Below are 24,104 nucleotides of genomic sequence, written 5' to 3'. Positions count from 1 at the left end.
GCGGGTTTGCTGTGAACACGAGTAGCCGGTTTGCATTCGCGGTGCATGTGCTCGCGCTGCTGTCGTTGCAGGAGGGCGCGCCGCTCTCGTCGGACATGATCGCGGGCAGCGTGAATACGAATCCCGCGTTGATCCGGCGTCTTCTGAGCATGCTGGCGGAGGCGGGGCTCACTACCTCGCAGCTCGGCGCGGGCGGCGGCGCGCTGCTGGCTCGCGCGCCTGACGAGATCACGTTGCTCGAGGTGTACCGTGCGGTAGACGACGCGCAGTTATTCGCGTTGCATCGCGAGGAGCCGAATCCGGCGTGCATGGTCGGGCGCAACATCCAGGGCGTACTGCGCGGCATCATCGACGAAGCGCAGCAGGCCATGGAGGCCGCGCTCGGTGCGCGCACGCTGGCCGACGCCACAGCTGACGTGGTGCGTGCCGAGAAGCAGCGCGAACGCAAGAAGCGCTCGCACGGGTGACGTAGCAAAATAGCAGTACGGAAGGGCGCGTGGTGGTCGATCGAAGCACGCGCCTCGCAACGAACGGGGGCTCAAGCCCCTCTTTTTTCCGCGTTATATGTAATCGATGTAGTTACATATATGCCAACGACAGGAGCATTGAAAATGAGCAAACAGTTGAAGATCGCGTTGTTCGGCGCCACCGGCATGATTGGTTCGCGGATTGCCGCCGAAGCCACCCGCCGCGGGCATCAGGTGACAGCGCTGGCGCGCAATCCGGCGCGCGTGCCGACCGATGTGGCGAACCTGAAAGCGGCGCAAGCCGATCTGCTCGACGCCGCGAGCGTCGGCGCCGCAGTGCGCGGCCACGACGTGGTGGCGAGCGCCTATGCGCCGCCGCCAGACGATCTCGCGGCGCTCGACAAGGCGACTCGTGCGCTCGTCGAAGGCGTGCGCGCGGCGGGCCTGAAGCGCCTCGTCGTGGTGGGCGGCGCGGGTTCGCTCGAAGTGGCGCCGGGCAAGCAACTGGTCGATACGGAAGGCTTTCCGGACGCCTACAAGCCGATCGCGCTCGCGCATCGGAAGGTATTCGACTATTACCGCGGCGTGACCGACCTCGATTGGACTTGCTTCGCGCCGGCCGCGATCATCGCGCCGGGCGAGCGCACGGGCAAATTCCGCACGGGCGCGAACACGCTGCTGGCCGACGCCGAGGGCAATAGCCGCATTTCCGCCGAAGATTACGCGATTGCCTTCGTTGATGAACTGGAGCAGGGCCATTTCATCCGTCAGATCGCGACCGTCGCCTATTGAGCGTGAAACGAGGCTGAACCGGCCGCGCGCGGGCGTTACAAGCGCGACGCCAGGACCCACGCGCGGTCCTCACAACGTTTGAGCGCGCGCAAGCGTCCTAACATTCGGTTACGCAAGTTCGGTCGCTCCCGATAAAACTGCGGATACACTGGCGTCTCCCGTTTTCTTACGGATTGCCATGCAGTCATGCCCGTTGCGGCGTGAGTCCGAGGCTGCGCCGTCCAACGGCGGGCAGCCGGCGACCCACGCCGTCTTTCATTTTTCTTCCGACCGTGCCGCAGGCGACGCCCGTCGCGGCGCGCGTCCGCAACTCGGCGCGCGGCTCGGTGCATGGGCGGCCGCGGTCTTTGTCGCGCTGATCCTGTGTGTCGGCTGGCTGCCTGCGAAGGCGCTTGCCGCCGGCGCTGCCACCGGCACGCCCGTCATTCCGGCCTTGCAGAGCCTGATCAACAGTGCGACGGTGACGGCGACGCCCGCGTCTTCGGCCTCGGGCGCTTCGGCGGCGGAGGCGGCGTCCGCGCCGTCGCCGGCGAGTCAGGCGGAACTGGCGCGCTCGCTCGACAGCGTGATCTCCACGCTCGACAACGACCGCCAGCGCACCGCGCTCGTCGCCCAGCTCAAAAAATTGCGCGACGTCTCGCAAACGGTCGCGCCGCCCGTGCCCGCACAGCCGAGCCCGGGCTTGCTCGGCGCGATCGCGTCCGGCATCGCGTCGTTCGAATCCGACGTGCATCAGGGCCGCACGCCGGTCCGCTATTGGGGCGGCCGCTTCAACGCGGCCGGCAATGAGCTCTACACGATCATCTCGGGGCAGGGGCACGAGAGCTTCGGCCGCATTCTGTTTTCCATGTTCGCGATGCTGGCCGGCTGGGGCGCATGCGCCGGCGCGCTGATCTATGTGCAGCACCGGCTGTACCGGCGCTTCGGCATCGTCATGGGACTCCAGCCGAATCCCACCACGCGCGAACTGTTGATCTTCGCGCTGCGCCGTGTCGGCCCCTGGATCATCGCCTTCCTGGCCGCGCTATTGTTCGTGCGCGCCATGCCCGATGCGCTTGGTCGCACGCTCGGCATGGTGGTCGCGTATGCGATCGTCGCGGGGGCGGTGTTTTCGGCGATCTGTCTGATCATGTTTTCGCTGTTCGGCTCGGGGCATCGGCGGATCGCGGTGCGTCTGCTGATCGACCATGCGCGGCGCGTGCTGTTCGTGGTCGGCGTGTGTGGTGCGCTCGGCGACGCCGCCGTCAACTACGATGTCGCGCATCAGCTCGGCTCGAACCTCGCCGCGTTGATTTCGACGGCGGCCAACATGACGGCCGCCGTTCTCACCGGCTATTTCGCGCTCGCGTTTCGCCGGCCGGTCGCGCATCTGATTCGCAACCGGCCTTACGAACAGCGCACCAATCACAAGGCCGCGACCGACGCCTTCGAAGTGCTCGCCGCGTTGTGGCACGTGCCCGTGCTGGTGCTCGCTACCGCGTCGGTGGTCGCCACGCTCGGCGGTTCGGGTTCGAGCGAAAACGTGCTGCAGATTTCGGTGGTGACCGCGGCTCTGCTGGTGCTGGCGTTCTTCCTGTCGGCTATCGTGTTGCGCCTGACGCGTCCGCGCAGTGCGCGCGCGCGTCGCCGCTCGCCGTATCTCACGCGCTTGCTGCGCTTTTTCGGCACGCTGGTGACGCTCTTCATCTGGCTGTTTTTCTTCGAACTCGCGGCGCGTTTGTGGGGTGTGTCACTCGCCGCGGTGATCGAGGAAAACGTCGCGGCGCGCGGTATCGCGCACGCGGTGACGGCGATCGTCGCCACCGTATTCATTGCCTGGCTGCTGTGGATTCTGGTCGACACGGCGATCACCGAGGCACTCAATCCGGCCGGGCCGCGCAACAAGGCGCGCGCGCCGAGCATGCGCGCCCGCACGATGCTGCCGCTGGTGCGCAACGTGCTGCTGGTCTCGATCATGACGATCGCCGGCATCGTCACGGCGGCGAATCTCGGCATCAATGTCACGCCGCTGCTGGCGGGCGCCGGCGTGATCGGCCTCGCAATCGGCTTCGGCGCGCAGTCGCTCGTGACCGACCTGATCACGGGGCTGTTCATCATCATCGAGGATACGATTTCGGTGGGCGACTGGATCGACGTGGACGGCGGCCATGCGGGCACGGTCGAGCATCTGTCGATCCGTACGGTGCGGTTGCGCGACGGCCAGGGCGCGATTCACGCGATTCCGTTTTCGCAGATCAAGATCGTCAAGAACCTGTCGCGCGACTTCGCCTATGCGGTGTTCGAAGTGCGCATGTCGTTCTCCACCGACGTCGATCAGATCACGCAACTGATTCGCGAGGTCGGCGCCGATCTGATGGCCGACTTCCGTTACCGCCGTGAGATGCTCGGACCGATCGAGGTGTGGGGGCTGGACCGTTTCGATCCGAACTGGATGGTCGTGAAAGGGCAGATCAAGACGCGGCCGTTGCAGCAGTGGAGTGTGGCGCGCGCCTTCAATCTGCGTCTGAAGCGCAAGATGGACGAAGCCGGCATCGAGATTCCGGTGCCGCAGATGCGTGTGTACACGTCGTCGAAGGACAGCGAAGGGCAGCCTTTGCAGGACGACGAGGTGTCAGGATTCGCTCCGCACCCGCATGAGCATGCGCAGACCGGAGCGGCGTCGGCGGCGCGGGCCGTGCATGCACCGCTCGCCGTGGCGCGCGATGTGTCGCATGAACCGCGGCCGGCGCCGCCGCCGACCGGGCAAACCGCGCCGATTCCGCCGCAGATTCCGACGGCAGGCGAGGTGAGCGGGAAGACTTGATGGCGCACGCGGTGCGTGGCTCTTGCGGGAGGGCGCGAGGCGTCGGCCTCGCGCGTCACTGGATCGTCAGGTGTGGAGTGCGGGGCAGCCGCGCCGCGTCGTTTCAGGTCAGCGCCGGCACATCCGCCGCGCGCACGATGTCGTTGACGTGCGTCGCGATCTGCGCGCCCGCGACGCCGTAAATATGCAGCGAGACGGCTGGCGCATCGCTGCGATTACCCAACTGATGAATCCCGCCGCGGCCGCCTCGCACGAACGACACCGCGCCGGCGTTGCGCGCTTGCGTACGCGTGGCGCTCGCGCAATGCTGCGCGCCGTTCCATTCGAATACCGTCTCGCTCAGCGCGCCATCCACCACCGCGTAACCGCACCACGTGTGATGCGCGTGCACGGGGCTCGCCTGTTGCGGCAGCCACACCAGCGCCGCGATCGCATAACGGCCGTGCGGATCGGCAGCCAGCAGATGGCGCCGGTACTTCTCGAGCGAGCCCTCGCGTTGCGTCGCCGTGAGCAAATCGGGGTTTGCCGCGGCGTCGGCGAGCGCGATACGCATGTTGCGGGCGAAAAATGGCGAATCGGACGGTTCGGGAGAATGGGCGCAGGCGTCGAAGATCGCATCTAGGGCACCGCACAGACGCGTGAGCGGCGCGTTGCGCCCGGCGCGCAACAGCATGTCCACCGGCTCACGCGAACCCGCCTGAGCCGTTTTAACAGGTTGCACGCGTTGGGCTGGGAGGCCTTCGAGGGACGCAGAGCGGAGGTCTTGACTCATGATCGTTGGGCAGCGGCAGGCTGCTTATCGGTTATTTTCGGATAGCGATATTTATACCGGTTTGCCCGGAGAAAGAGTTTCCATATAATTCCCCCTGGAATCTGAAAAGTAGAATAATTTCCTATGGGGGTGTCATGATGGGAATGGATATCATCGACCGGAAGCTGCTGGAGTTGCTGCAGGAGGACGCGACCATGCCGATCGCCGAACTGGCGCAACGCGTGAATCTGTCGCAAACGCCTTGCTGGAAGCGGCTGCAGCGTCTGAAAGAGGCGGGCGTGATCCGCGCGCAGGTCGCGCTTTGCGACGCGCGCAAACTCGGCGTGGGCACGACGGTGTTCGTCGCGGTACGCACCAACCAGCACACGGAGGAGTGGGCGCGAACCTTTACGCACGCCGTGCAGGAGATTCCGGAAGTGGTGGAGGTGTACCGGATGAGCGGCGAAACCGATTACCTGCTGCGCGTGGTGGTGTCCGATATCGACGACTACGACCGCGTCTACAAGCTGCTGATCGCCGCCGTGCCGCTCTACGACGTGAGTTCGAGTTTTGCGATGGAGCAGATCAAGTATTCGACGGCGCTGCCGGTCAGGCCCGCCGTGGTGAGATAGGGGGAAAGGCGGCGGGTGCAACGTTTGCCGTTCGTCAGACAGCGAACCGTACGGCACGCCTGGTCAGCCGTTGAAGCTTCCAGCAAGCTCGCGCGCCCATGCCGCCGAGCATGCCCACTGCAAGCCGTGTGCAAGCTCAGTGGGCGTAGAATGCCGCCTTCCCAGACACCATCCGCGACTGCCTCGCGAACCGAGCCCGCCTCATGAACAAACCGCCGCGCAAGAAGAACCCGACCTTAGGCATTGCCGTCTTCATCGTGGTCGCGGTATTGCTGGTGATCGCCACACTCTTCTATAACGCCATCAAGGAAAAGCACGATTTCGAGAGCCAGAACGCACCGGCGCCGTCGATTTCGTCCGAAGCGGCGGCAGCGGCCACCGCCGCGAAGCCGGCAAGCGGCGTGGCTCAGTAAGACAGCGCGTACATCGGTTGGAGCGTCGCGCTCAATGTGCCGGCGAGACGCTCGCCGTCATGCAGACGGCCAATCCATCCAAAAAGCCAAAGACACGCCGACCGCACGAGGCGCAATGTCGGCCCACGCGGTTTCACTCGTCCGGCAGGCGAATCACGCTCGCATCCTTGCGAATCTGCGCTGCCGCCGACAGCATCTGCTTGCATTGATGCGCGAGCAACTTCATGTCATGCACGGCATCCGCCGAATAGCCCGGCGACTTCTCCGTTTCGACCACCATCGCATCGAGTTCGCGGCCCAGCAGTTTGATCTGCTCGTTCTGATCGGCGGCCGGCGCGGTGCCGGTTTCAGCTTCGGTAAGATTGTCGCGCACGACACTCAGCGCACGTTGCAGCGGCTGTAGCGAGACGCCTTCGACCTGCTGTTGCGCCGAGGTGCGCAAGAGCGGCGCGGCCGCGGTGATCTGCGAGGCGAGCACATGGCTGCGCACCAGCAGGCCGTTCAGTTCCGGTACGAACTTCTGCGCGGACTTCGGTTCGAGCATCATGCGCTGAAAGGCCTGGCCCAGATTGGCGAACGCGACGTGAACATTCTTGCGGGCGAGCCGGTAGCGATAATCGCGATCGAGCGCGGTCGCCGCCGCTGCAGCTGCAGCGGAGGCGCCGGCGGCCGGCTTCGCGGTCGGGTTGCTGACCGTGGTCGTGCCCGCACTGGCGCCGGCGTCGGCAATGGGTTTGGTTGTTGCATCGGTAGCCACGGAGGTCGCGGCGTTTGCGCTGCCGCTCGCAACGCTGCTTGTGCCACCGCTTGCACCTCCGCTTGCACCTCCGCTTGCACCTCCATTAACCGTCGCCAGCACCGGCTTGCCAAAGTCAATCGCCGGATCGGCCATCGCCGCCGCCGGGGCACGCGCGCCGGCTTCGGTCACGGTGGCGACCACGGCGGCGGCCGGCTTGCCGCTCCACCACCAGCTTGCTTCCAGATACTGGCGCGTCGCGTTGATCATGTTGTTGACGAGCTTGCCCATCAAACGATATTCCCAGTACGGGAACAGGTGGCTCGCCGCGATCGCGATCGCGCAACCCACCACGGTGTCGATCGCGCGTTCGCCGATGATGCGCATGCTCCCCGGCGCCAGCAGATGAAACATGAGCAGCACATACGACGAGGTGAACACCACGCTCGCCGTGTAATTGAACAGCAGCAGGCTGTAGCTCATCACCATCGACGCGAACATCACGACCAGCAGGATGTGCGGTTCCTTGACGAAAATCATCAGCGCGATGCTCGCCGCGCAGCCGATCAGAGTGCCGACGATCCGCTGCCCGTTACGCTGTTTGGTCAGCGAATAGCCCGGCTTCAGAATGATGACGGTGGTCATCACGATCCAGTAGGCGTTGGTGAGCGGCAGCAGGCGCCCGAGCCAGAAGCCCACGGCGACGGCGATCGTCACGCGCAACGCATGGCGGAAGCTCGGCGAGGCCATCGTCAGGTTCGAGAAGATCTGCCCGAACGGTACGCGCCGGCTCGACACGAATCGTGTGAGCGCCTGGTCGAGGCGCAATTCGGTCTCGGTCGTGCTGGGTTCGCTCGAGAGACTCTTGCGCATCTTGTCGATCAGACGCGTGGCGCTCCAGACGCGCCGGAAAGTCGATGAGATGGCCGAATAAGCCTCGTGGTTTTTTGCCGGCAGATCCTGCTTGCGCATCAGGTCGATTTCGAATTCGATGGCGCGCAATTCCGCCTTGACGTTCACGCGCCCACGCGGCGCATGGTTTTGCAGCACCGCAAGCCCGATCTCCTCGAGATCGGCTGCCGCCTTGCGGATCAGATCACGGTAGAACACCAGCAGATCGGAGCCGCCGAACGTATTGCGCACCAATGGGTAATCCGTATGCGCGCCGACGAACAGTTCGTGCAGATCGACCGTATTGATGAACAGATTGAACAGCATGGCGCGGCGCGGTTCGAGCTTGCCGCTCTTGAACTTGGGCAGATTGCGCAGCACGATATCGCGCGCGGCGTCCTGGCGATCCACCGCGGTGATCTGCTTGTCGACCAGATTGCGATAACACTCGTCAAGATCGTTATCGAGGTCATAGAACTCGGCGCGCGCCAGCAGATAGTCGGCGCACGCGAACACGCTTTCGGCCAGCGCCTGCTGCTCGATGCGATGCATCATCCAGCGGCTCACAAAGGTCGACCAGTAGGTGTACCAGAGGCCGCCAACCAGAATCCACGACGCATTGACGAGCGCCTGCATCGGCGTGAAGCGCTCTTCCAGCGTCATGATCATCATGAACAGCGTGGCAAAGCTGATCTGCGGCCAGCGGTTGCCGTACACGACGATCAAGGACAGCAGGAAGGTGAGCGGCACGACCGTGCACCACAACGCCACCGCGTTCACCGTGGCGAGCCCGGTGGCGAGCGCGGACAGGAAGCCGATCACCGTGCACGCCAGCATTTCGTTGTGCTTGTACTTGAGCGGGCCCGGCATGTCGACGACACAGGCGCCGAGCGCGCCGGTCGCGATGGTGAAGCCGAGTTCGCGATCGTGAAACACGATCAGACACAGTACCGCCGGTAACGACACGCCGACTGCGATGCGCAGGCCGCCATAAAAGTACTGGCTGTAGAGGAATTTTTTTATTTCAACCGAATAGCGCATCGACTGCCTGGATTCCATTCACTGAGAAAACCGCGGTTGAAGGGGCAGACCCAAACTGCCGTCGAGTCTAACTGATTTTATGGCTGATCTGACCTCGTCCGTTCGGCCAGGTTCTGCCCTGGGGATGCGTTTGTTATGCTGTCGCTTCAATGTCAGTCGCGGCCTGGGCGTTCCGCCCGCGCCGCCCGCAAGCCCCGGGATCCATGCTCCAGCTCTTCTACTCGAATCGCTACGAAACCCTTGTCGGCGCGCTGCTTGACGACCTGGCACAAGCGCCGTCCGATCCCTGGACCGCGCAGCCCGTGATCGTCCCGAGCGCGGCGGTGCGGCGCCGGCTCGAGCTCGATATCGCCGCGCGCCACGGCATCTGCGCGAATGTCGACTTTGGTTATCTCGCGCAATGGCTGTGGGCGCAGATCGGCGGCGTGATCACGGTGCCGAAGCATTCGCCGTTCGCGCCGGACCGGCTCGTGTGGCGCTGCTACCGGCTGCTGGGCCAAGTGGACGATGTGGACGAAGCGCTGCCCTGGAATGCGTCGCCGCGTCTGCGCACGTATCTCGATGCGGCGGACGCTTCGATGCGCTACGAACTCGCGCGGCGCGTGGCGACCGTATTCGACCACTATCTGACCTATCGCCCGGAGTGGTTGCTGCAATGGCAGAAGGGCGGCTCGATCTTCGCGAGCGGCGCGGCTGACGATACCGGTCCGCGCCTTGTCGGCGCGAGCGAAGCGGCGCGCGAGGACGAGCGCTGGCAAGCGGCGTTGTGGCGCGCGGTGCTCACTGAACTGTCGGGCGACGCGCAGACTCCCGCGGCCGCCTTGCCGCCTGCCTACCGTTTTCTCGACGAAATCGGCACGCTCGATCTCGAGGCGATCTCGAACGCACAGTGGCCCGAAGCGGTCAGCGTGTTCGCGCTGCCGACCATGCCGCCGTTGCACGTGGCGCTGCTGCGCGCGCTCTCGCGCTGGGTCGACGTGCGGCTATACGTGATGAATCCGTGCCGCGAGTTCTGGTTCGACGTCGTCAGCGCGGGGCGCGTCGAAGCGCTCGACGCCGCCGGCCAGCTCGACTATCAGGAAGTCGGCCATCCGTTGCTTGCCGAGTGGGGCCGCCAGACTCAGGCGCAGTTGCACATGCTGCACGAGTTGACCGAGAGCGCCGCTTCCGGCGAGACCGGCGATTTCACCGGGAATCCGCAACCGAGCTGGCTTGCCGCCGTGCAGAACGGCATTCTCGATCTGCGCGACGAGACCGATGCCGACGAACCGCCGATCGAGCGCGGCATCGAAGTGCACGTCTGCCACAGTCTGTCGCGGCAACTCGAAGTGCTGCACGATCGCCTGCTCGGCTGGTTCGATGAGTTCGACGATCTGCAGCCGTCCGACGTACTGGTCGCCGTGTCCGATCTCGCGGCGGCCGGCCCCTTGATCGACGCCGTGTTCGGCACCACGCCGCCTGGCGACACGCGCCGCATTCCGTATCGGATCACCGGCTTGCCGCCGTCGCAGGCCAATCCGGTTGCGCGTTTGCTGCTCGATTGGCTGGCCTTGCCCGAGCGCAGCGTGGGTGCGCCGGATCTGATCGAATGGCTGCGCGTCGACGCGATCGCCGTGCGTTATGGGATCGACGCCAGCTCGCTCGAAGCCGCGCAGGAGTGGTTGGCGGCGGCCGGCGCGCGTCGCGGGCTCACCCCGGTCGAGCCGACGGGCGAACACGTGCCGATCGCCCGTCATACGTTCGCGGATGCGCTCACGCGCCTGTATCTCGGCTATGCGATGCCGGAGGGCGGCGAACCCGTGGACGCCTGGCTGCCAATCGAAGGCGCCGGCGGCTCGGATGCGGAATTGCTCGGCCGCCTGTCGCGTTTCGTCGATGACATCGACAGCTTCGCGGCGAATTGCGCAATCGAGCGCACGCCTGCCGAGTGGACCCAACTGCTGCTCGAAACGCTCGCGCAATGTTTCGACGGCGGCGTCGAGTTCGCCGATTCGCTCGCCGCCGTGCGCGACGCGATCGACAAGATGGGCGACGCGATGCAAGCCGGCGCGCACGAGGTCGCGCTGCCCGCCGCGGTGGTGCGCGGCGCGCTCACCGAAGCGCTCGACGACCCCGCGCGCGGCGGCGTGCCCTGGGGCAGCGTGACGTTTTCGTCGCTGACCAGTTTGCGCGGCTTGCCATATCGCGTCGTCTGCCTGCTCGGAATGGACGACGGCGTGTTGCCGAGTCTCGCGCGCGCCGACGAGTTCGATCTGATGGCCGCGTTCGGCAAGGCTGGCGACCGTCAGCGCCGCGACGACGAACGCAATCTGTTCCTCGATCTGCTGCTCGCGGCGCGCGATCGTCTCTTCATCGCTTATACGGGTCGCAGCATTCGCGACAACGCGCCGTTGCCGCCCGCCGCACTGGTCGATGAATTGCTCGACCATCTCGCGCAGGTGTCGGCGGGCGAGGGCGCTAGCCCCGCCGAAGTCGAGAGCGCGCGGCATGCGTTCGTTGTCGATCATCCGTTGCAGGCGTTTGCGTCGGACTATTTCTCGTCGCAATCCGAGCTGTTCAGCTACGACGCGGATCGCGCCGAGCTGGCCACGTTGCTGGCTGCGCCCACGCATGCCGCTGCGGCTCCGTTCTTCGATCGACCGCTGCCGCCGGAAGAGCCGGCACCGATTGCCTTTGACGAATTCGTGCGTTTCTGGCGTCATCCGGCGCGGGCGCTGTTGCGCGACCGCCTGGGCATCGTGTTGTCGGAAGCACAAGGCGAATTGCTCGATACCGAGCCGTTCGACCTGGATTACGCGGGGCGCGATGCATTGGCGGACCGCCTTTTGCCCGTGCTGCTCGACGTGGATACGGACGACGACGTCGTGTTCGAGCGCGTGCGCCGTGTGGCGGCGGCGAGCCCGGAATTGCCGGGCGGCGCGACTGGCGCGGTGTGGCGCGCGCGCGAGCTCGGTGCGTTGCGTCAGCTCGCCGACAGCGTGCGTCGCGAGGTGGCTTCGGGTGTCGAGCGTTTGCCGTTCGTGCTCGACATCGCGCCGCGCTGGCCCGCGAGCGAGGAGCTTGCCGGTGCGCTGTTCGGCCCGCATGACGCGCTGCTTCGGCAAGGCGCCGAAACGCCGTTGCAACTGCACGGCAGTCTGAACCTGCTCACCGAAACAGGACAAGTGATCTTCCGCTACGCCAAACCTACCGCACGCGACTATCTGTCGGCATGGCTCGCGCATCTGGTCTATTGCGCCGCGCAGCCGGACGGCCCGCGCCGCACCGTATGGCATGGCAGCGGCGAGAGTTTCGAACTCACGCCGGTCGCTGCGCCGCTCGACGAACTGGCGCCGCTTGCCGCGTTGTTCAAGGCAGGCCGCATGCTGCCGCTGCGCTTTTTCCCGAAGAGCGCGTGGACCAAAGTCAGCGAAAGCGATTCGGCCGCGCAGGGCGTCTGGATCAACGACCGCGTGCGCGGCGAGTCCGACGATCCCGCCTTGCGCATCGCATTGCGCGGCACGCCGCTGACGCTCGACGAGCCGTTCGGCAGCCTCGCCGCGATCGTGTTCAAACCACTCATGCAACATCTGCGGAGCGCGTCATGAGCGGCGCCACGAAGCATTACGCACTGGTCGCCGAAGAACTCGACGTGTTCGCCTGTTCGCTCGACGGCGTGAATCAGATCGAGGCTTCGGCGGGCACCGGCAAGACCTGGAATATCTGCGCGTTGTACGTGCGCCTGCTGCTCGAAAAGAACCTGAACGCGGACCAGATTCTCGTCGTCACGTTCACTAAGGCGGCGACAGCGGAATTGCATGAACGCATTCGCGGGCGTCTGGCCGAACTGCACCGCGCCATCGAAATGGATGACGACGGCGGCGATCCGTTCGTCCGCCGTCTCTTTGAAACGACGCTGGGGCCGGAGCGGGGCATCGAGCGCGAGGACGCCTTGAAGGTGGTGAGGCGTGCGTTGCGCACCTTCGACCAGGCGGCGATCCATACCATCCACGCATTCTGTCAGCGCGCGTTGCAGGAGGCGCCGTTTGCCGCCGCCATGCCGTTCGCCTTCGAAATGGAAGCCGACGACGCGGCGTTGCGCTTCGAAATGGCGGCTGACTTCTGGCGTGAGCAGGTGGAACCGGTAGCGCATGCGCATCCTGCGTTCGCCGCGTGGCTGGTGGCCAAACGCGCCGGTCCCGCTTCACTCGATGAACAACTCGCGCGGCGTCTGAAGAAACCCTTGGCGCAGTTGCGCTGGGGCAAGGTCGACGCGAGCGGCAATGGCACCGATCCGCAAGCTGGTTTCGAAGCTGCTTGCGACCTCTGGCAAGCGGAGCGCGATGCGATTGTGAGTTTGCTGACTCAGGCGCAAGACCGTCTGAGCAAGACCTCGCATAAGCCCGATCATGTGAGCGCCGCGATCGCTGCATGGACTGAGTACTTCGCGCAGGGCGACTGCCATGCGCCGCCGCCGAGGGCCGCGTTGAAGCTGACGGCATCGGCGTTGAAGAAGGCCACCAAGGTCAAGTTCGAACCGCCCGAACATGCGTTCTTCGAGCACGCTGAAGCGCTGGCGGCAGCCGTGATCGCGGCCGAAGCCGCGCAACGCGCGCGCTGGCTCTCGCTCGTGCAAACCTGGCTCGACTACGCGCCCGCTGAACTGGTGGCGCGCAAACGCACGCGTCGCGTCGTCTCGTTCGACGATCTGCTGTCCAATTTGTACCGCGCGCTCGCGGCGCATCCGTGGCTTGCCGATGCGTTGCGCACGCGTTACCCGGCAGCGCTGATCGACGAGTTTCAGGACACCGATCCGCTGCAGTTCGCGATCTTCAGCCGCATTTTCGCGCCGGCCGGTCCGCTGTTTCTGGTTGGCGACCCGAAGCAGGCCATCTACAGTTTTCGCGCGGCGGATCTGCACACCTATCTGGCGGCGCGTGAGGCAGCCTCCGCGTGCTACACGCTGGCCGTCAATCAGCGCTCGACCGCGCCCATCGTCGAGGCTTGCAACCGGCTCTTCGAAGCGAATCCGCAAGCGTTCGTGCTGGATGGCCTCGACTATCAACCGGTGCGTGCGGGCGAACGGCGCAGGCTGCCGTTTTCCGATCCGGACACGAGCGCCGGCGATTTCCGTATCTGGACCTTGCCGCAAGGCGACGCCGCGCTGACCAAACGCGAGGCTCAGCGTGAAGCGAGCGAAGCGTGTGCCGCCGAGATCGTGCGGCTCCTGCGCGGTGCGCGCGAAGGCGCGGTGACGATCGGCGATGCGCCGCTCGCGCCGGGCAACATCGCGGTCCTGGTGCAAACGCATAAGCAGGGCAGTCTGATCAAACGCGTGCTGGCCGCGTGGGGTGTCGGCAGCGTGGAGCTGGCGCAGGCGTCGGTGTTCGCGACGCTCGACGCCGAACAGATCGAACGCGTGCTGGCCGCCGTCGATACGCCTGGTGATCTGCGCCGTCTGCGCGCGGCGCTGGCGACCGATTGGCTGGGCCTCGACGCCGCGGCGCTGTGGCGGCTCGAGCAGGTCGCCGACGCGCCATCGGTCGCCGACGATCCCGCGCACGCCGCCGACGCGATGGGCTGGGTCGAACGTTTTTCGCGCTACCGCACGCTGTGGCACGAGCGCGGCTTCGCGGTGATGTGGCGCACGCTGATGCGTGAGCTACGCGTCGCGCAACGGCTGGTTGCCGCAGCGGACGGCGAGCGGCGCCTGACGAATGTGAACCATCTGGCCGAACTCGTGCAGGCGCGCGCCGCGACGCAGCCCGGTATCGCGCCGACCTTGCGCTGGCTCGCCGCGCAACGCACCCAGGGCGGTGGCGACGACGCGCAGTTGCGACTCGAGTCGGATCGCAACCTCGTGCAGATCGTCACGGTCCACAAATCGAAAGGGCTCGAATACGCGGTGGTGTTCTGTCCGTTCCTGAACGACGGCGCGTTGCGCGAGCCGCCGTCGTCCGGTTTGCCAGATGCGCGCGAGTATCACGACGAGACCGGCGATGCGGTGCTGCACTACGGTTGCGACGACGCGGAGGCCGAGCATGCGTCGCGTTACGCGGTGCGCGAACAGGCGGCGGAACGGGCGCGGCTCGTCTACGTGGCGTTGACGCGTGCGGTATACCGCTGCTATCTGGTCGCCGGCACGTATCTGTCGTCGCGCTCCGGCAAGGAGTCGCGCCGCAGCGTGTTGAACTGGCTCGTGGCTGGCGGTGGTCATGATTTCGGCGACTGGCTCGCCGAGCCGCCCGACGAAGCCGCGTTGTCGGCACGCTGGCAGGCGCTGGCGGGTGGCCCGATCACGTTGCAGGCGCTGCCCAGGCCGCAGCGCCGCGTGCCGCTCGAAAGCCTTCAGGACCGCGGCGCGCGAATGCAGGCGCGAGCCAACCGCAGGCCGTTGCGCGATCAGTGGCGCATGGCGAGTTTCAGCGGCCTGACCGCCGCTGGCAGTAAAGCCGAAGAGATGCACGCGCTGGCGGAAGAGGTGCGTCCCGATCACGACGAGATTGCCGACGCGCTCGTCGTCACGCCGGCGCCCATGCCACAGGCGCCGGCCTACGATGAAGACGACATCCTCGCGTTTCCGCGTGGCGCCGCGGCGGGCGATTGTCTGCATCGCATGTTCGAACTGGCTGATTTCACCGAGCCACGTACATGGACCGACGCCATCCGCGGGGCGTTGCGCGAGCGTCCGGCTCCGGCTGTGCCTGGACTCGCCGCACGCTTGCCGGCGATGATGCACAACCTGCTCAGGGACGTGGTCACTGCCGAACTGCAGCCCGGCATGACGCTCGCCAAACTGAACCCGCGCCGTCGCCTGAACGAACTCGAGTTTCTGTTCGCAGCGCCGTCACTGGATTTCCCTGCGTTGCGTGAACTGCTGATCGAACACGGCTATCCCGACGTCGCACTGGAACCCGGCGTGTTGCGCGGGTTCGTCAAAGGATTTATCGACATGATCGTCGAGCACGACGGACGGTTCTGGATCGTCGACTGGAAGTCGAACCATCTGGGCGACACCGCCGCCGACTACGCCGCCGCGCCGCTCGAAGCGGCCATGGCGAGCCACGCGTATCACCTGCAGGCACTGCTTTATACGGTCGCGCTGCATCGTTATCTGAAAACGCGGGTGCGCGATTATTCGTACGACACGCACATCGGCGGCTATCTGTATCTGTTCGTGCGCGGCGTGCGTCCGCATTGGCGCGACGCGGACGGACCAGCGGGCGTACATATGCGGCGCCCCGCATTCGAGCTGGTTGCGCTGCTCGATGCGGCCATGATCGGGGGTGTCGCATGAGCGCGTTCGAACAGAGCACATCGGCGCCGCCTGAGCTCGACGACATCGGCGTGAATCTGCCCGCGCCGGCGGATTTCAGTATCGCGCTCGCCGAAGGTTTCGCGCGCCGCATCGGCGCGCTGGCGCGGCGTGGCGGCGCGTCGGCTGAGGCGGTCAAGTGGGCGGCGCGGGGTGCATTCGCCGCGAGCCGCGCGACGGCTGAAGGGCACGTGTGCGTGCCGCTTGCGGTGCTGGCGCGACGCTTCGAGGCGTCGAGCGCCGAAGCTCGCGCGGCCTTGTTCGCTAGCGGCATGGCGAGCGATGGTTCGCAAAGCGCTGCGGCGTTGCGGCCGCTGGTGGTCGATGGGCAAGGGCGCTTGTATCTGGCTCGCTATTACGACTACGAGCGGCGGCTTGCACGCGCGCTGGTGGCGCATGCGGAGGCGGGGGCGGAAGCGGAGCAGCGGGCGGAGGCGCGGACTCGTGCGCTTGACACTGCGCACGACGATTCTCACGCGGGATTGTTTGCCGGCGCTTACGCCGATGCGCGTACAGGCGCGAGAGCGAGCGCTGCGGCCAACGTTGGCGCCGACGCTGGCGCGGGTGCGGGAACCAGAGTGAACACGAGCGCGAGCCCCGACGCCCAAACGCTACACGAGCGTCTCCTACGCTATTTCGGTCCGCCCAAAGACAACGAAGTCGACTGGCAACGTGTCGCGGCGGTCATGGCGCTGTCTGGGCAACTCACCGTCGTCAGCGGCGGACCCGGCACCGGCAAGACCACCACCGTGGTCGGCGTGCTGGCCTGCCTCCTCGATGCGCGTGCGGATTTGCGCATCGCACTCGCGGCGCCCACGGGCAAAGCCGCGCAGCGCATGCAGGAGGCCTTGCTCGCGCGCGCCGGCGATTTGCCGCCTGAACTGGCTGCGCGTTTGCCGCAGACGTCGTACACCCTGCATCGTTTGCTCGGCTCCGGTCCGGGAGGACGCTTCCGGCATCATCGGGACAATCCGTTGCCTTACGACGTCGTCGTGATCGACGAGGCGTCGATGATCGACGTCGCCATGGCCGCGCATCTGCTCGACGCCATTGCCCCGCAGACGCGTCTCGTGATGCTCGGCGACAAGGACCAACTCGCCGCCGTCGAGGCCGGCGCGGTGTTCGCCGAACTCAGCGCGCGTCCGGCTTTTACGCAAGGTGGTTTGCGGCGGATCGCCGAGGCGCTCGGCATCGACGAGACAGGGCTTACGCAGGCATTGCCGGGTGCATCGCGGGGCTTCGGCGCGGAGCCTAGCGATTTGTTCGCGCCGGACGACGATCTGTTCGCCTATACAGGTTCGCCGGATGCTTTCGATGAACCACCGGCGAGTGACCTTTTCGAAAGCGCAGCACCAGCGCCGACGTCCACCTCGTCCACGCAAAGCCCGCTTGCCGATTGCGTCGTCTGGCTCGAGCGCAACTATCGGTTCGGCCTGGAGTCGCCGATCGGCCGACTGTCGCTCGCGATTCGCAACGGCTCGGCGAGCGCCGCGCTCGATGTCTTGCACACCGATCCCACGGAAACTTGCGCTGCAGCGCTTCACGAAGATACGCATGCGACGCTTGCCGAGCGCACCGTCGCACGGCTCGCCGCAGGTTTCGCGCCCTACGCCGAGGCGCTTGCCACAGCGCTAGCTGCCGAAACGCCTGACCCATTGCCGCTGTTCGACACGTTGAATCGTTTCCGCATTCTGTGCGCGACCCGCTCCGGGCCACGCGGCGTCGATCAGGTGAACGCGGTGATGGCGACGCAGGTGCGGCGCGCGGCGGGGGTGACGCTGGCAGTGGGCGCGCAGTGGTTCGCCGGGCGTCCGGTGATGGTGACGCGCAACGATTACGCGCTGGGTCTCTTCAACGGCGATATCGGCATTGCGCTGCCGGGCGCGAGCGGCGCGTTGCGTGTGTATTTCCGGACCGGCGACGGCGGTTTGCGAGCGGTGTCGCCGGCGGCGCTTCCACCGCACGACACCGCGTTCGCGCTCACGGTTCATAAGTCGCAAGGCTCGGAGTTCGAGCACGCGGTGCTGATGCTGCCGTCGGTATTTAGCCGGGTGTTGTCGCGCGAACTGGTGTACACGGCGATCACTCGCGCGCGAGAACGGGTGGAAGTGATCGGCGGGCGCGCCGTGCTGGCGCAGGCGATTGCGACGCCGACACAGCGCGACTCAGGGTTGGCCGCGCGGATAGCGGAGGTGTGGCGCGGCGGTAAATAGTAGGTGCGGCTAGCGCGGGCTGCTTGGCGGCCCGATCACGCAAATTAAGCTGCCGGAACGGCAGAACGGCAGAACGGCAGAACGGCAGAACGGCAGAACGGCAGAACGGCAGAACGGCAGAACGGCAGAACCGCATTCCGCACCGAACCCGCTCAACTAGCAGCGCCACCCGACTGCACACGCGCCTCGACGCGCCCACGCATGCTCTTTCGATACCAGAAGGTCCACAGCGTGAGGCCGCCATAAATGCCGTAGCCGATAAACGGCGAGACCACCAGGAAGCGCTCGATCGGCCACGTTAGCGCCATCCACGCACGCAGCGTCGTTTCGCCAGTCAGGCCGATGCCCCACACCAGCGTCATCAGCCGCATCGCGCTGACGAGAGCGGGCTGCTCCTGCCACAGCGCTTCGAAGCGCGCCGCGCCGCCCTCCATTTCGCGGGCGACGGTGGCGCGCGCGAGATAGAAGATCAGTGGGCGGCGCATCGGCAACGAGAGCAGAAACACCACGCCGACCGCGCCGGACACCAGCGACTCGCGCAACAGCAGCATGCGCGGACTGCCACCGAGCGCCATCGCCGCGACCGAGAGCACGATGCCGGTCACCACCAGCACGCTCAGCGCGTCGACGCGCCGAAAACGCACGAGTTCGATCAGACTCCAGACGATCGGCGGCACGGCCGACGCGATCAATGCGCCGGTCTCGCCCAGGCGCGGCAGCGCAAGCCGGTACGCGAGCCACGGCAACAAAAAGTTGACGGCCAGTTCCAGCACAAAACCTGGACGGAGTTTCATGTGAATTTACGCTGTAAGCGAAAAAACGCAGTATCGATGAACTGGCCGCGTGGACGCAAATAGTTTTTCGCATCGGCAGACGCGCTCGATAGTCCGTAGTCGGTGATCGGTCGCGCGCTGTGTACACTCATGTATCCCGATTCAAGCTCGCGTCATGACATCCCGCTATCCAATCCCGCCGAACGAAATCGAACTGACCGCAGTGCGCGCGCAAGGAGCGGGCGGCCAGAACGTCAACAAGGTCTCGAGCGCCATTCACCTGCGCTTCGATGTGCAGGCTTCGTCGCTGCCCGAAGTGTTGAAAATGCGCCTGCTCGCGCTGTCAGATCATCGGCTTACGCGTGACGGCGTCGTGATCATCAAGGCGCAGGAGCATCGAACTCAGGAGATGAACCGCGCGGCGGCGCTGGCGCGGCTCGATGAACTGATCGAAAGCGTCAGCGTGACGCGCAAGCCGCGCGTCGCAACCCGGCCGACGCGCGCGTCGAACCTGCGGCGCCTCGACGGCAAGGCAAAACGCAGTGAGATCAAATCCGGCCGCGGCCGGGTGGACGATTAGCGCTTGCTGCCGCGCCCCGTCGGGCGCGCATCCGCGGTCGTGGCAGCCGGCACGAAGTCGACGCACAGTACATGCGTGCCGTCGTCGTACTCGAAGGCGAGGGCCGCGGTGTAGCAGTCCTGACCGTCGGCGAGCGAATAATGCGGACCCATCATCGCGACGCGCCCCGGTGCGGCGAGCGCATGCTTGAAATAGGCCCGCCGTGACCAGTTGCTGCGGGTATCGGTGTAGAGCGGCGCGAGCCGTAGCGGAGGCGGCGGCACCGAGGCGGCTGTGACCGAGGGCTGGGTCTGCTCGCCCTGTCCGTCGGTGATGAACACACGGCGTGCTTCGCGCAGATGCCAGACCTTTTGCGCCGCCTGGCGCAGATCGCCGGTGGACTTGTAAGTCTCGGCGGCCGCCAGCACTGCTTCAGCGAAGCCTTCGAAACCGAGGCGCTGGTGGCCGGCATGCTCGCGTTCGTAGTCGGCGAACTTGCCCCACATCGATTCGATCAGCGCAGGCACCTTCGCGCAGGCCGCCTGCACGGAACTCTTCGGTTGACCGAGCCAGAAACCCTGGACGAAATCGACGTCGGCCTCCATCAGGATCATCAGCTCTTCGTCGGTTTCGACGCCTTCAGCCAGCACCAACGTGCCGGATTGATGCAGCATCGAGACCAGGTGGCTGATCATCGAGTCGTCGCCTTCACGCTTGCCGGCGCGCGCGACCAGCGAACGGTCGAGTTTGACGATGTCAGGGCGGAAGCGCCACACGCGATCGAAGTTCGAGAAGCCGGTGCCGAAGTCGTCGATCGCGATCAGGAAGTCGCGCGGCTGCGACGCGGCGAGCATGCTGGCGACGGCGGATTCGTCGTCGGCGGGCTGCTCGAGCACTTCGATCACAATGCGCTCCTGCGGCAGACCGAAGTGCGCCGACAGTTCGTCGATGAACGCGCGTTGCGGCCAGCCGGTTTCGAACACCTGCGGGCGTGTATTCAAAAACAGCCAGCCGGTGCTGATGCCTTGTTCCATGAAATTCGCCACATGCAGGCAGCGTGCGATGCGGTCGAGCTCGCGGGCGTCGGCCGCCGAGCGGGTGCCGGAAAAGAGCACGTCAGGCGAGACCGGCAGACCGACCGGATCGAAAGCGCGCAGCAACCCTTCATACCCGACCACGCGCTGGTGTGTCACCGACAACACCGGCTGGAACACGCTGTGCAAAGTCAGCGCGCGCCACGTCGCGGTCCAGCCGGACTCGTCCCGGACCAGATGCGGGAGCAGGCCGCTCAGGGTCAATTCGCTGACGGATGGCATAAAGGCAGGCAAGAGAGCGGACATGGCGACATCGCGGCAAGCGGGTGACGGGACGCGCCAGGCCATTCGGCGCGCAACGGATGCACGGCCCACACGTGCGCTGGGCAGGTCGGATAAAGCCCGGAAACGCGGAGAGCGATGCCAGCCATGCTGGACTCCGGCGAATTAGTCAAAACCAGTCTAACAGTTTGCAATTCGCGTGAATGTGCGGGTAATCACAGACGCGGGGTCATATCCGCGGTGCTGCCGATCTCGACGCCAATCGGCCGTCTGGCGTGAGTTTTGCGCCCGTTTGCCCCGCGCAAAGCGCTTGCGCCTGGCGCTCTCAATCGCCTGTATGAAACCGAGCGTAACAGGGCGGCAAGCGGACACCCGCCAAACTCCAGGCAAGGACGGTACTCGGACGTCTGGAGGTTCGAACGGGTGATCCGGTCAGCGCGGCCGAAACCTGAACAGGCACGCCGCTGCCTTGCGCGCAGGCCACCAGCAGGTTCGGCGGGCGGCGGGTATGCTGCTGCTTTTCGTGAAAGGGAGGTCAGGCATGTCGGAAATCGCGGTGGTCGCAATCTCGGTGGCGAAGCCGGGCTATGAAGAGCAATTGCGGCAGGCGCTCGAAGGGCTGGTCGGGCCGACGCGCAAGGAGCAGGGAGCGCTTCAGTACGATTTGCACCGCGACGTGCAGGAGCCGCGCCGGTTCGTGTTTGTCGAGCGTTGGGAAAGTCAGGAAGCGCTCGCGGTGCATGCCAGATCGGCGCACATCGAGGCGTACAAGAAAGCGGCGGCGGACTGGCTGGAACACGCGGAGATTCGCGTCGTGTCGAAGATCGCCTGAACCTTCAGGCGAGTTGCACAACGGCGAGCGAACTGCCGGGCGCGATTAGCCCGGCACGGTGCTCGCCGTTTGTTTTTAATGCGTGGCTTGCGGGACGTCGAGAATCAGGATGATGGTCCAGTCGGCGTCGCCATCATGGTGATACTGGCGTTCCGCGACGATGAACGGCTGCTGCTTGCCGTCCGGGCCGAGAAACAGCACGTCGCCTTCCATCGGCAGGCATTCGACGGGCGGCAGCGCCAGAAACGCTTCCTGACCGCCGCGCGGCATCAGTTTTTCGATTTTGCGAGATGCCGCTTCAGTCCATTCGATATCAAGCTGGATGTTGCTCATGCTTCCTCCGCACCAAGGTGCGCACGGGTTAGGGGAGTCCGGCCAGACGCCGGTCGGTGCGCGACTTTAGCACACCGCCAGTTGGGCGCCGCCGGCCTTGAGCCGCCGGCGCGGGACAAGCCGTTGCGGTGCGCTGCTCCGCGTCTGGCGAGTCTTTTGCCAGTCCATTAAACAACAAAAAGCCGGAGCCGGCGGTGCCGGCTTCGGCTTTTCACCTTCGCGGCGCGGCCGCGGGTGAGTCGGGTAACCGCGCTTAGGAGCCGGCGTCGGCCTTGGGGGCCTTCTTGTGAGGGGCCGACTTGTGGTGTTTCATCGGCTTGGCCGGTGCGCTCTCCATTGCTTGCTGGCGGTTTTGCAAATCTTGCGCGCGCTGCTCGACGTCGGCGGCCTTGGCCGGATCGGTGCTCATCATGACGCCGTTGTCCTGCGCATAAGCCGCACCCGTTACGGCACTGAGGGAAACCAGGATCGCCAGGGACACTTTCTTCATCGCTACCTCCGCAGAGTGGTTGTGGACCCGAGTACTTGCCTGTCCAAACGGAAAGACAATGCATTCTAGCCAGCAATATCCGCTCCAACAGACGGTTTTGTAACTGCAATGACAATTCGTTACATCTTGTTACGCTCAAACCGCGGTCGCGATGCGCGGTGAGTCGAGCGGGAAGTCACGATAACCGGTTGCCGCTCAAGAGCATTCTTCGTATGTCTAAATAAATCGGCCTGTGACGCGGTTTGAGTTTCAGTATGAATTTCAGAACCAGCCGATCGCGCGATAGACGTGAAATTGCGCGATGCCGATCAATTCGTGCAGCGCAGTCTCCGCGGACACCAGGTTGTCATATCGCGGCAGTACACCGAGACGTGCGCCTATCGCGTTCGAGATCAGCGGTTGCGGCGCGAGGCCGAAGCGGTGGAAGTCGAGCAAGGCGCGCGGCATCTGGTAGGCGGAGGTGATGAGGATCAGCGAATCGTAATCCGAGCCCTGCAAGATGGTGGAAACGTTGCGCGCGTTTTCGTAGGTCGTGAGGCTGCTGTTCTCCAGCACGATGTCCGAGCGTGGCACCTGTCGGCGCAGCAGGTAAGGCAGATAGGTGTCGGCTTCAGTCGCGCGATGCCGCTGCGGATTGCCGCCGCTCACGATCACATGGCAGGTATCCGCCGCGCGTTTGCAGGCGGCGTAGTTCTCGGCGCTCGCCGCAATGCGCGCAAGCACGTCGCGCGGGGGCACGAGGACGTGGTCGTCGTCGTAGATCGTGCCGCCGCCCAGCATGATGATCGCGGTGCGCGGCGCGAACGTGGCGGGCGTCTCGGTCCGCCAGTGCGGCTGCGCCAATTTCAGCAAGGGCGCGGTGAGCCAGCCGGCGGCGAGCAGCCAGAAGAAGGCGACGGTGCAGACGGCTAGAGGTCGGCGTGCGCCTTTCCATAGCACGATTGCTGCAAAAAAAAGCGCTAATAAAGTGAATAGAATCAATTTAAATGCGGTAACGTATGTCTTTCGGGACAAATCCACGGGCTTGCTATGGCGCCGCACCGGTTGCATCGCCAGTTCGTGGACAGAACGCTAACATGCCGTTCAGACGGGGGTTCCGAAAACGAGACCAGGCAGCACCTGGCGGAATTCGACTGCACGAGTTGCGGTCAGCTTCCAGCCAAGGGCGGGTGCTACGCGCGTCACTGGTGGCGCGGTGACGTGTTGGGCATAAATGTGTCATAGCTGCACTTTAAGAAAGAAGTGAGATGACCACGTATTCCAACGAAGCGGTACTTGAAGCGCTGCGGCGGGCGCAATATCGCCAGGTCCCATGGGCTAGAAGGCCGGGTGTTTTCCAATATCTTCGCGCACTAGGCTTGATGGACACCGTTCGGCAGCGCACTGTCGCGCCGGCTCCGGGTTTCCACGCACCTGTCGATATCGCGGTGCTCACTGAGCGGGGCAGAGCCGAGTTCGCGAGGCTCGCCCATGACGAACGTCTGCTCACCTGGACAGCACAGCGCATGAACGACTACGTTGTCGCTACAGCCGACACGCGGCCCACCGCCGCGCTCGAAGTCCGGCCTTAGGTCCGGCGGGCTGGCAGGCGTTGTTTTCCGGCCGCTTCGCGCGGCTGGCGGTGTCTCCATTGCTGCGTCCGTCCGCTTCATGACACTTGCGTCGCGCCGTGCCTCTTGCGCGCCCGCAGGCGTCGCGCAGGTATCGCGCAGCCATCGATCACGCAGCGAAAGCCTGAAAAAAAGCCCGTATCGCGAGGATACGGGCG

Annotated in this window: 18 protein-coding genes; 11 read left to right on the top strand and 7 right to left on the bottom strand. The window is 65.3% G+C overall.

What is annotated here, in order from left to right; all coding sequences use genetic code 11:
* Positions 1 to 11 precede the first annotated feature (11 nt).
* From B0G74_RS11990 to B0G74_RS11980, 3 genes are all read left to right on the top strand, one after another.
* Entirely contained in the window at positions 12 to 467 is a 456-nt protein-coding gene (locus B0G74_RS11990) for an Rrf2 family transcriptional regulator (RefSeq protein ID WP_132374968.1), read from the top strand.
* Between the two features lie 144 nt (positions 468 to 611).
* Complete coding sequence (locus B0G74_RS11985) at positions 612 to 1,259, top strand: NAD(P)-dependent oxidoreductase (protein WP_132374967.1); 648 nt, start codon at positions 612 to 614, stop codon at positions 1,257 to 1,259.
* 178 nt (positions 1,260 to 1,437) lie between these two features.
* Positions 1,438 to 4,062, top strand: coding sequence for a mechanosensitive ion channel domain-containing protein (locus B0G74_RS11980; protein WP_132374966.1), 2,625 nt, complete (start codon positions 1,438 to 1,440; stop codon positions 4,060 to 4,062).
* A gap of 103 nt (positions 4,063 to 4,165) precedes the next feature.
* Here the strand turns inward: B0G74_RS11980 and B0G74_RS11975 are convergent, their stop codons facing one another.
* Complete coding sequence (locus tag B0G74_RS11975) at positions 4,166 to 4,735, bottom strand: cysteine dioxygenase family protein (protein WP_132376927.1); 570 nt, start codon at positions 4,733 to 4,735, stop codon at positions 4,166 to 4,168.
* A 236-nt stretch (positions 4,736 to 4,971) separates the two neighbouring features.
* Here B0G74_RS11975 and B0G74_RS11970 point away from each other — a divergent pair, with 236 nt between their 5' ends.
* Positions 4,972 to 5,445: an Lrp/AsnC family transcriptional regulator gene (locus B0G74_RS11970; RefSeq protein ID WP_132376926.1), complete on the top strand. Its 474-nt coding sequence runs from the start codon at positions 4,972 to 4,974 to the stop codon at positions 5,443 to 5,445.
* 203 nt (positions 5,446 to 5,648) lie between these two features.
* The gene (locus B0G74_RS11965) at positions 5,649 to 5,858 is read left to right on the top strand and encodes a hypothetical protein (RefSeq protein ID WP_132374965.1); all 210 of its coding nucleotides are present in this window, start codon (positions 5,649 to 5,651) and stop codon (positions 5,856 to 5,858) included.
* 133 nt (positions 5,859 to 5,991) lie between these two features.
* Here B0G74_RS11965 and B0G74_RS11960 read toward each other — a convergent pair whose 3' ends face one another.
* Positions 5,992 to 8,526, bottom strand: coding sequence for an FUSC family membrane protein (locus B0G74_RS11960; protein WP_132376925.1), 2,535 nt, complete (start codon positions 8,524 to 8,526; stop codon positions 5,992 to 5,994).
* 203 nt (positions 8,527 to 8,729) lie between these two features.
* Between B0G74_RS11960 and recC the strand changes: the two genes are divergently transcribed.
* Genes recC through B0G74_RS11945 form a run of 3 tightly spaced genes read left to right on the top strand, consistent with a single transcriptional unit; the run spans position 8,730 to position 18,033 of the window.
* Positions 8,730 to 12,113 (top strand): exodeoxyribonuclease V subunit gamma, encoded by a 3,384-nt coding sequence (gene recC, locus B0G74_RS11955; protein ID WP_132374964.1) that lies wholly within the window; start codon positions 8,730 to 8,732, stop codon positions 12,111 to 12,113.
* Positions 12,110 to 15,802, top strand: a complete 3,693-nt coding sequence (recB, locus tag B0G74_RS11950; protein WP_132374963.1) for an exodeoxyribonuclease V subunit beta — start codon at positions 12,110 to 12,112, stop codon at positions 15,800 to 15,802. Before recC ends, recB begins: the two co-directional genes overlap by 4 nt.
* Positions 15,799 to 18,033 (top strand): AAA family ATPase, encoded by a 2,235-nt coding sequence (locus tag B0G74_RS11945; RefSeq protein WP_132374962.1) that lies wholly within the window; start codon positions 15,799 to 15,801, stop codon positions 18,031 to 18,033. The genes recB and B0G74_RS11945 overlap by 4 nt, the downstream gene beginning before the upstream one ends.
* Positions 18,034 to 18,185: 152 nt before the next feature.
* On the opposite strand, the gene B0G74_RS11940 is transcribed toward B0G74_RS11945, so the two are convergent.
* Positions 18,186 to 18,827, bottom strand: coding sequence for a VC0807 family protein (locus B0G74_RS11940; RefSeq protein WP_132374961.1), 642 nt, complete (start codon positions 18,825 to 18,827; stop codon positions 18,186 to 18,188).
* Positions 18,828 to 18,981: 154 nt separating this feature from the next.
* On the opposite strand from B0G74_RS11940, the gene arfB reads away from it, so the two are divergent.
* The gene (gene arfB / locus B0G74_RS11935) at positions 18,982 to 19,386 is read left to right on the top strand and encodes an alternative ribosome rescue aminoacyl-tRNA hydrolase ArfB (RefSeq protein WP_012432640.1); all 405 of its coding nucleotides are present in this window, start codon (positions 18,982 to 18,984) and stop codon (positions 19,384 to 19,386) included.
* On the opposite strand, the gene B0G74_RS11930 is transcribed toward arfB, so the two are convergent.
* Positions 19,383 to 20,705 (bottom strand): EAL domain-containing protein, encoded by a 1,323-nt coding sequence (locus tag B0G74_RS11930; protein WP_243658166.1) that lies wholly within the window; start codon positions 20,703 to 20,705, stop codon positions 19,383 to 19,385. The genes arfB and B0G74_RS11930 overlap by 4 nt on opposite strands.
* A gap of 517 nt (positions 20,706 to 21,222) precedes the next feature.
* On the opposite strand from B0G74_RS11930, the gene B0G74_RS11925 reads away from it, so the two are divergent.
* Positions 21,223 to 21,513: a putative quinol monooxygenase gene (locus B0G74_RS11925; protein ID WP_132374960.1), complete on the top strand. Its 291-nt coding sequence runs from the start codon at positions 21,223 to 21,225 to the stop codon at positions 21,511 to 21,513.
* 75 nt (positions 21,514 to 21,588) lie between these two features.
* Here the strand turns inward: B0G74_RS11925 and B0G74_RS11920 are convergent, their stop codons facing one another.
* From B0G74_RS11920 to B0G74_RS11910, 3 genes are all read right to left on the bottom strand, one after another.
* A complete protein-coding gene (locus B0G74_RS11920; protein WP_007182306.1) occupies positions 21,589 to 21,846 on the bottom strand; it encodes a hypothetical protein in 258 nt (85 codons plus the stop codon).
* 253 nt (positions 21,847 to 22,099) lie between these two features.
* A complete protein-coding gene (locus B0G74_RS11915) occupies positions 22,100 to 22,336 on the bottom strand; it encodes a hypothetical protein (RefSeq protein WP_132374959.1) in 237 nt (78 codons plus the stop codon).
* A gap of 261 nt (positions 22,337 to 22,597) precedes the next feature.
* Entirely contained in the window at positions 22,598 to 23,386 is a 789-nt protein-coding gene (locus B0G74_RS11910; protein ID WP_243658165.1) for a YdcF family protein, read from the bottom strand.
* A gap of 197 nt (positions 23,387 to 23,583) precedes the next feature.
* Here B0G74_RS11910 and B0G74_RS11905 point away from each other — a divergent pair, with 197 nt between their 5' ends.
* Positions 23,584 to 23,907 carry a hypothetical protein gene (locus tag B0G74_RS11905; protein ID WP_132374957.1) on the top strand — a complete coding sequence of 108 codons (324 nt, stop codon included), beginning with the start codon at positions 23,584 to 23,586 and terminating at the stop codon, positions 23,905 to 23,907.
* Positions 23,908 to 24,104: the final 197 nt, after the last annotated feature.

The sequence above is a fragment of the Paraburkholderia sp. BL9I2N2 genome (assembly GCF_004339745.1).
GTDB lineage: Bacteria > Pseudomonadota > Gammaproteobacteria > Burkholderiales > Burkholderiaceae > Paraburkholderia.
The sequence above is the reverse complement of the archived record's forward strand: the minus strand, read 5'-3'. Positions and strand labels throughout refer to the sequence as shown.